The organism is Mesorhizobium waimense (genome assembly GCF_003601975.1).
GTDB classification, from domain to species: Bacteria; Pseudomonadota; Alphaproteobacteria; order Rhizobiales; family Rhizobiaceae; genus Mesorhizobium; species Mesorhizobium waimense.
In genome coordinates this window covers 1-7458 of record NZ_QZWZ01000100.1, presented here as the reverse complement: position 1 = coordinate 7458, position 7458 = coordinate 1, and the positions used below count along the sequence as shown (strand labels likewise).

Genomic DNA, 7458 nt, shown 5'->3' with positions numbered 1-7458 from the left:
CGCCACAACGAGAACCCCAAGCCATATCGATGGACCAAGTCCGCAGACGACATTCTCGCCTCCGTCAAACGCTTCTGCCAGAAGGCGGAACAATCCTTATGCCACGAAATTTAGATTCAGATGACTAGAGCCCGAATTGCAGCGGGCAGCCGGTCTGCAGGAGTACCATTAGCAGCGGCGGTCAGTTGGCCGACGGGCTTTGGGTAGGCGGTTTAATCCAGCGGAGGTACAGCGCGGATACTAAGCCACTGATCACCAGGTGGTAAAGGATCAAGGCCGCCACGCCGGGTACACCCGGGAAATTGAGAGCGGTGATCGCGAGCGCGATGCTGGGGTGGCGCGACCCGCAAGCCAACGCAAGGACTGTGCGATCATCTGCATTGGGTCCGCCAATGAGATGCCCGATCAAGAGGCCCGACGCGCTGAAGAGAACAAGGCAAAGAACGGCGCCATTGCCAAAGAGATTGGACAGATCGGGCCACCCCTTTATCAGGATCGGGATGATGGCCACCACCACTATAGCGGTCGCCGCAGACGACAACGGTTTCGCTACGCGCTCTGCGATATTAGGGGCGAGCCACTGAACGATCATTCCGAGGGCGAGCGGGGCGAAGATCGACAGGGCCACCACGGAAAGTACTTTGCTCGGAGCGATACGAAGCTCAACCGGAAAGGCGTATTCCATTGTTTCGATGCTGAGGGGCACGAGGACGATCGAGACGATGGAAGCGGCGACGAGCAGCCCCAAAGCGTAGTGCGGCGTTCCGCCCGACGCAATCTGCTTCCCCGGCAGAAGAGGCGGCACAGGCGACACCGCCAGTGTCACAAGCGCGATCTTAATGGCCGGCGCGAGATCAAAGAGCTGGCTGGCAAGAACCACGACAGCAAGCATAATGACATTCATCGCCAGGATAGAGCGTATAAGAAGGCCAGGATTGCGGAAGAGAAAGGTTATCTCCTCCAGCTTGGCCTTCATTCCGAGCACGAATACAAGGACGAAAAGACTCACTGTGAGTGCCAGTGAAATAACACCTGCAAGTGTCATGGCTTCGCTCCTGCTCGTTGACGTGGGGATCCAGACACAGGGTTTGCTGGGCTGTTCATGTTTCCGAAACTCCCGTGGTCACCAGATGCCCGGCAGCCGACGGTTTGCGGGTCACGCCGACCCTGTGGATTCTAGATCCGGGCAGTCGCAAAGTCCTGCACGCCGGCAATCGAGCGTTCGAGTGATACGTCGAGCCGAGCGAGATGGCGCCGTAAGCAGTCTCGCAGGCACGATTCACGCCGTTCATTGTTACGACACCGCCGCAAGTGCGAGTGCGATGCCAACTGCTGCGGCCAGTCCGCCAAGGATACGCGACAAGGCGTTGCCGGCCGTTCGGCCAATCCTCGTTCCCGAACCGAGCATCAATCCGAACCCGATGCCTGCGGCGTGAAGCAGGGCCGTGGCCACGGCAAAGCCGATGCCGAAGGCGAGCGTGTCCGCTGAGCCCACTTCGCCACCGTGCGCGGCGCCATGGAAAAGCGCGAAGACGCCTACGAGAAGCGCGCCGGGGACCGTCGGAAGCCGAATGGGTGCAGCAATGAGGATCCCCAGCACGATAACTGAAGCGAGGATGGTAGGCTCGACGAATGGCAGTTCGGCTCCTGCAATGGACACTGCGTAACCCGTGATCATGCAGCCTAAGAAGGCTGACGGGACGAGCCATTTCGCACGCCCTCCGATAGCAGCCGCCCAAAGGCCAACCGCAATCATGACCACAATGTGGTCAAGGCCCGTAAAGGGGTGTGTAAGCCCCGATACAATGGAACCGTGATCGCCGGGACGAAAGTGCGCAAAAGCCGGTACGGTGGTGGCAAATACGCCGAGCAGGAGGAAGGTGAGTCGCTTGAGCATATACGTTCTCCCAGTTTGATCAGGCTGTACGATCGACGGTTTATGCGCTTCTGGCTATGGCAGTGTTTGCGCATGCCGCCAGGGCTGCATCGAACAACCGGCGCGCCTTCGGCGTAGCGCGGACTTCAAGATTGATTCTTGCCAAGGCGAGTGCTCTTGCTGGTTCACCGCCCACGGAAAGCCAAAAGTGCGCGCCATGGTCAGCAAATGCCGCCGGTGCCCATGCGAGCAACGTCTCATAGCGCTTCTCCGCATACGACCGCCATTGTTCCGATTCACCGTGACGGCCAGCGTCGCGGAGAATGCGCGCGAGTTCGGCCGCAAAGTCGGGGTCGTCGCTCTCGGCAGCGAGGCGTTCCAGGCGCGCGATGGCCGAGTGCCGATCACCAAGCGCTTCCTCGACCTCCGCCAGATGGCCCTCGGCCTGGGCGTATTGGGGCAGCCGCTGCCACGCGGCAAGCAGCCAGCGATGAGCTCGCTCAGGGTCATGGGCCATCCACATATGCCCGCGCTGAAACTCGAGCTGCGCCAGCGCAAACGGCGACACGCTTCGATAGCGCAGGCTGCTCTTGTCGAACCACTGCTCGGCAGCGTCCGTATCTCCGATATCCGCATAGAGGGAAGCGAGGCCGCCGGCGGCTTCGAAGTCCGGAGAAGCGTCCGCGATGCCCCGGCGAATCGTCATGGCCTCTGCGTAAAGTCCGACTGCCTGGAGGATCGCCGCCTTGTCGACCTCGATCTCGCGTCCCGTCTGTCCGAGCTCCGCTGCGTGATCGAGGTCCGCCATCGCCTCGGCAAAACGGTGGAGGCTGGCCCTTGTCCTGGCACGGGAAAGGAACGCCAGTCCGTCTCCAGGGGCGACCTCGGACCGTTGTTCGGCAATCAAGGACGCACGCTCGTAGTCTGCAATACGACCAAGAATCTGCGCCCTCAGCGTGATTAGGTCCACGAGTTCCACCCAGGCTCGGCTCTCCATTTCGCCGCGTGCGGCGAAGCGCTCCAGGCCATCGATCTGTCCATCGAGGTGCGATAAAGCGATTGTCCCATGAGTTGTCCGAATCGCTTCGACGGGATTAACCACAACGTTCATGTAGGGATACCCACCAGAGCCGCGAGCTTCGGCGGCATCGGATTCGGACGAGAAATATAGGGAAACGTCTTCGACCCCGGAACTGCAGTTCCGTCCACTCCGTCAGAGATGCGCGGGCCGTTGCGCTTGTTGATGAGGATGGTGAAGAGCGAATCGACGATGTCGTGGTTGACCCAACGCCCGCCGCAGGTCTTGGGCACGGAGCCGTCGAGCAGTGCGAGCTCGATTTCCAGATAGCCGTCCTCGTTGAACGGCTTCGACATGTCCACCACCAGGAAATCGGCGAGCAGCATTTCGGTCAGTGGATGCGTCCCCTTCTCATCGAGCGGCCAATCGACCTTGTCGTCGAGGCTGTCGTATACGGCCATGCTGCCGTTTAGCCGGGCCCGGTAGGCGCCGATATAGTCAGGGCGAAGCTTGAATCCATCCTCCTCGCTGTAGAGGTCGCGGATGTCGAGGTCGCGGTTTACCGAGTCCGCCGCCTTGTCCATCATAATGAAATTCTTGATCTCAGGGCGGCCAACCCGATCGAGCCGAGCGCGGAACGAGCCGTTTGTGGCAGTCTCGGCCACCACGGCCACCATAGGCCCGGCCTCGGGGCCGAAAAGCTTGGCGTGTTCAACCTCGACGACGATGCTCAGCACATTCTGCCCTTCGACGGAGTTTATGCCGGTCACCGGTGGGATCTTCCGGGTCATGCGCATGCCACCCGAGAAAAGCTGATCGACGAAGAAGGGATCGAGCCGGCAGCCAGCGAAGGCGCGCACGCCGTTGCCCTTCGCGCCGGCCTCGTCGCCGACGCGGAGGGTGAGATCGCCCATGGGGCCTCGGCAGACGCCCGTCTGCACCATCCGGTCGCCCTCCATTTTCGGCACGTCGAAGGTGAAGCTGAAGAAGCACTCTTGTTCGCCGACCGCGAAGGCCGCATTCGGCCCCGTGGTCGAGACACGCACAGGGCGCACGCGCAGCCGGTAGTCGAGAGCATCCGAGAAGAAGAGCCGTGTCGCTTCGATCTCCTTAAAGGGGAAATTGCACATGGCGAGCACTAGGTTGCCTGGGCGCTCCGGGCTTGGGAAGGCGAATACATCTGTGATGTCGATCTCGGGATTAGCGATCGACCGCGGTCCTGCTCCATGATCGGACATTTCTCTGTGCCTTTCCAAATATTGTGATGCAATCTGATCTCGAAGGGTAGGAACCGTTCGCGGGCGACACTGGTCAGGTCCCTGCAGCGGCGAGCCACTTGAGCGCACGGATGCCAGGCAGAAAGAAATAGGCGCCCCCACGAACAGTAGTAAATGCGGGCAGACCCTTGATGGTCTTCCGGATCGGACGCTTGGGGATCTTGAAATCCAGTGTTCCGTCCTGGCTGCCGATGATGGGATCGTGCTCGTTGCCGAGCTCGTGAAAGTTCCCGTGATTGACCCAGACGTTCTGCGCGAATTCGAATTGTCGGATCAGGCTGGCGCAGCCAATGAAGGCGGCGATGCCCCGTTCCACGCCGTCTTCGGGCATTCCTTCCGGTAACGGCTGACCGTAAGTGCCGCCGCGGCGGATCATGCGGCGCCTGTTCATGTTCGCAGCCGTATCGCGTGGATTCATGCGGCGGATGTGAGCGCCGAGCGGCACGGCGTAGCCGTGCGGGTCCATCTGCTTGTAGTTGAAGTCGTTGTTGCGCTGCCGATCGGCGCCGAGGGCGGGGTCGTCACGGTGCGGGGCCAGCACCAACGGAGCGCCGCTTCGCCACCGACCCATGAGCTTGGCCGCGATCAACTCCTGTTCGTCCGACGTGTTGCCGTGCTCGCGCAGGAAGTCACGGAACTTGCCGACGTGCTCCTCAAGACGGCGATACGCGACATAGCTGCCGTTGCGGCATAGCACTTCGGGTTGCGGCTGGGTCGCGATCTGGCCGTCTTCGTCGGGATAACCAAGGAAAAACTCACCCGGCTTTAACGCCGATACTGAGCCCGGCAACGGCTCGTCGTCCGCGCCTTCGACCACTGGCTCGGAAAGTCGGTCACGATAGCCAAAATGATCGTGGGCATAGTCGTAGGGCGGGGTCGCATCCAGATCGAGAAGGGAGAGGGCTTCGACACCCGGAAATTGTGCGGCGTAGCGTTCATGCTCCTCGACGGAGCGCTTCCGCTCATCGCTGTCGCGGGCGAAAAGAATGACGATGGCGTGGAGGTCGGTGCTTGCGAGCCCTCCTATCCAGTTGTCGGGATGGTTGGCGCCGGTATCGCCAAGGATCGCCGCTCGAGCCGCCATGCCCTGCCGAAACTCATCGGGAAAAGTAGCAAGTGAAGCCTCGTCGACGCCGAGCGCGCGAAGTCCATTCCAGGTGAAGGCGATAGTGGCCCAGCGGGAATCGACCGCCGTTGTGCCGGAAACGGCGGCCCCGGTTCCGATCTTGTCAATGATGCCGGCGAGGTAGGCCCGTCCCTGCGCCGGCTCACGGAAGCTGAGGAATCCGTATCGCGCCGCAATCGCGCGCGGGCGCTTCAACAGGAAGTGCTGGATATCGTCTAACTCGAGCACGTGTTTCCTCCGTTTGCTTTGGAAACCCCAACCCTCGCCCGCGTAAGTGCGAGGCCTTGTCGCTGCCGACGGAGTATGGAAGCCGCTACGCAGCGGTCCCCTTCGCCCATGCCCAGGCTGCAATACGCCATCCGTCAGTAACCTTGCGAAGCGCTACGATGAACTTCGCTCCGGTCTGCGTGACCTGCCTGCCCTTCACGTTGAACGTCATGGTGGTGGGAACAACCACGTAGGCTGCATCGTCGGTGGTGACGTTGTGCAGCGGTTCGCCAAGTGTAACGAAGTAGCCGCTCGCGCCGTGATGTTCGCCCTCTATCAAAACATCCCTGTACCAGTCCTGGGTGGCGGTTGATCCCAGCCAGAGGTGCGGCGCCATGCCGTCAAGTATCGCCGCGTCCTCCGCGAAGGTGGCACCCATATTCTTCACGTCGCCCTTGTTGAAGGCGTCTATGTATTGACGTATAGCCGCCAAGGGATTTTTCGCATCCATCTTCCAATTTCCTTTTTTGGCCTTCTCCAACGGGTAGCGCCGGGGGCAGGCGACAGCGTTTTGCGCGCCTGCTTTTGCTAATCCCACTACTGCATCTCGTCGAGCATGTTCGAGAATGCGGCCTTGAGCCTCAGGGCTTTCTTGATCTCGTCGCTGCTGAGCCACGGATACTCTCCGTATTCGAGGAAGCATGGACGATGGTGATCCCGCACGAACTTGATGAAGGCTGGAGAATTCGTCTTCCAGTCTTCCGGGAACCCTTCCAAATTCTCGAAAACGGTGTTGAGGCCGGTCGCGGAAAAAATCCCAACCGCGTCCTCCGTATACTTGTCGAAATCGGTGTCGAATATTCCCATGTACTGGAAATAAGTGTCACCCTTGATATCGAAAAGATTCCATCTGAGATAGTGCAGCTTGAGTACGGCCAGAACGTCAGGTGTATCAGCAACGGCCTTTTCAAGACTCTTCGCGTACGCGTAGAACGCGTCTTCTCGGCCAGGGATTATCTTGGCGATAATCGAAAAGCCATAGCACGTAGGCGTTTTGGGGAAGACTGCGCCGTATCTCCCTTGCTCGGGTGTGCCGAAATAACCTCCCTTGGGGACAGCCATCGCCGCGGGCTTGGTCCAATCTTCTTTGATAGCTTTCGTCATCGGAATTGCTCCTGCTCTAAGTTTGGAGTCGCGATCTGTTGCCTCTGAAAGGCGCCTGTTGAGCGAGCGCCGAGCAATACTGCCTCCCGGTTCTCCTCGGGCTCGGCTCGGCTCCAACTCTCCTTTAAGAGAATACGCAGGTCATCGGATCGGGGCTATTGTCCTCGGGGGCAATGCCTGACTCTATGCCGTTCGAAATCTCATGGGCACTGCAACTTCCTGGTCTTCAAAGTAACCTTTCCCACGCGCGGTTCGCTCTCGATAATCATTTGCGCACCGTCTGCATTCCTACGGGGCCTGATAACCTCCTGGGATTGGGACGCTCCCTGGTTCAACTATGCGCTCCGCACGCGCTCCGACCTCTGGCCACGCCCCGATCGTTCTTGCTTTTTTGATGTTCAAAAATGATTCGGATCTCGAAGCTATACGCAGCCATCCGCGTTATCAGACGCTGCTAGAACTCGTAGCATGCGCAACAGCTAACTGAGCGGCTCCTACTGGGTGGCGAGCAAGCAAACGGACAAGTTGGGACCTGTGTGGGCCTGGACAATTCGGCCCGCTGGCGGAAATGCGCCCAGAATTTGAAGCGAAAGCTACGATCAATTCCAGTTTTCCGCAGTTGAAGTGGTTTGGTCTGGATATTCCCCCGAAGCCACCCACCCTAGTGGATGGAGTCTAACACTTGGTGCCCGCGTTTGACGGCGGCGATGATTTTGTCGGGGTCGGCGGTCCAAGAGAAGGGTTTGGGTTGCTGGTTGTGCTCTTGGAGGAAGCGGTTGATTGCCGCCTG

Annotated in this window: 7 protein-coding genes and 1 pseudogene; all 8 read right to left on the bottom strand. The window is 59.8% G+C overall.

Going from position 1 to position 7458, the window contains the following annotated elements; all coding sequences use genetic code 11:
- Positions 1 to 181 precede the first annotated feature (181 nt).
- Positions 182 to 1045: a bile acid:sodium symporter family protein gene (locus D3227_RS39315; RefSeq protein WP_120019351.1), complete on the bottom strand. Its 864-nt coding sequence runs from the start codon at positions 1043 to 1045 to the stop codon at positions 182 to 184.
- 249 nt (positions 1046 to 1294) lie between these two features.
- The gene (locus tag D3227_RS39310; RefSeq protein ID WP_120019350.1) at positions 1295 to 1897 is read right to left on the bottom strand and encodes a HupE/UreJ family protein; all 603 of its coding nucleotides are present in this window, start codon (positions 1895 to 1897) and stop codon (positions 1295 to 1297) included.
- 40 nt (positions 1898 to 1937) lie between these two features.
- Positions 1938 to 2987, bottom strand: coding sequence for a tetratricopeptide repeat protein (locus tag D3227_RS39305; RefSeq protein WP_120019349.1), 1050 nt, complete (start codon positions 2985 to 2987; stop codon positions 1938 to 1940).
- Entirely contained in the window at positions 2984 to 4240 is a 1257-nt protein-coding gene (locus D3227_RS39300) for a DUF4331 family protein (protein ID WP_208646599.1), read from the bottom strand. The genes D3227_RS39305 and D3227_RS39300 overlap by 4 nt, the downstream gene beginning before the upstream one ends.
- Positions 4206 to 5525, bottom strand: a complete 1320-nt coding sequence (locus tag D3227_RS39295) for a Dyp-type peroxidase (protein ID WP_120019347.1) — start codon at positions 5523 to 5525, stop codon at positions 4206 to 4208. Before D3227_RS39295 ends, D3227_RS39300 begins: the two co-directional genes overlap by 35 nt.
- Before the next feature lie 85 nt (positions 5526 to 5610).
- On the bottom strand, positions 5611 to 6045 hold the full coding sequence (locus D3227_RS39290) for a YybH family protein (RefSeq protein ID WP_208646597.1): 435 nt from the start codon (positions 6043 to 6045) through the stop codon (positions 5611 to 5613).
- Positions 6046 to 6101: 56 nt separating this feature from the next.
- The gene (locus tag D3227_RS39285) at positions 6102 to 6668 is read right to left on the bottom strand and encodes a hypothetical protein (protein WP_120019345.1); all 567 of its coding nucleotides are present in this window, start codon (positions 6666 to 6668) and stop codon (positions 6102 to 6104) included.
- A gap of 661 nt (positions 6669 to 7329) precedes the next feature.
- A pseudogene (locus D3227_RS39280) lies at positions 7330 to 7458 on the bottom strand (IS630 family transposase); the annotation flags it as partial.

Bases quoted from the DNA above. Each gene is read 5' to 3' on its own strand.
- D3227_RS39285 (WP_120019345.1), bottom strand. From the start codon at position 6,668: ATGACGAAAGCTATCAAAGAAGATTGGACCAAGCCCGCGGCGATGGCT.
- D3227_RS39310 (WP_120019350.1), bottom strand. From the start codon at position 1,897: ATGCTCAAGCGACTCACCTTCCTCCTGCTCGGCGTATTTGCCACCACC.
- D3227_RS39315 (WP_120019351.1), bottom strand. From the start codon at position 1,045: ATGACACTTGCAGGTGTTATTTCACTGGCACTCACAGTGAGTCTTTTC.
- D3227_RS39305 (WP_120019349.1), bottom strand. From the start codon at position 2,987: ATGAACGTTGTGGTTAATCCCGTCGAAGCGATTCGGACAACTCATGGG.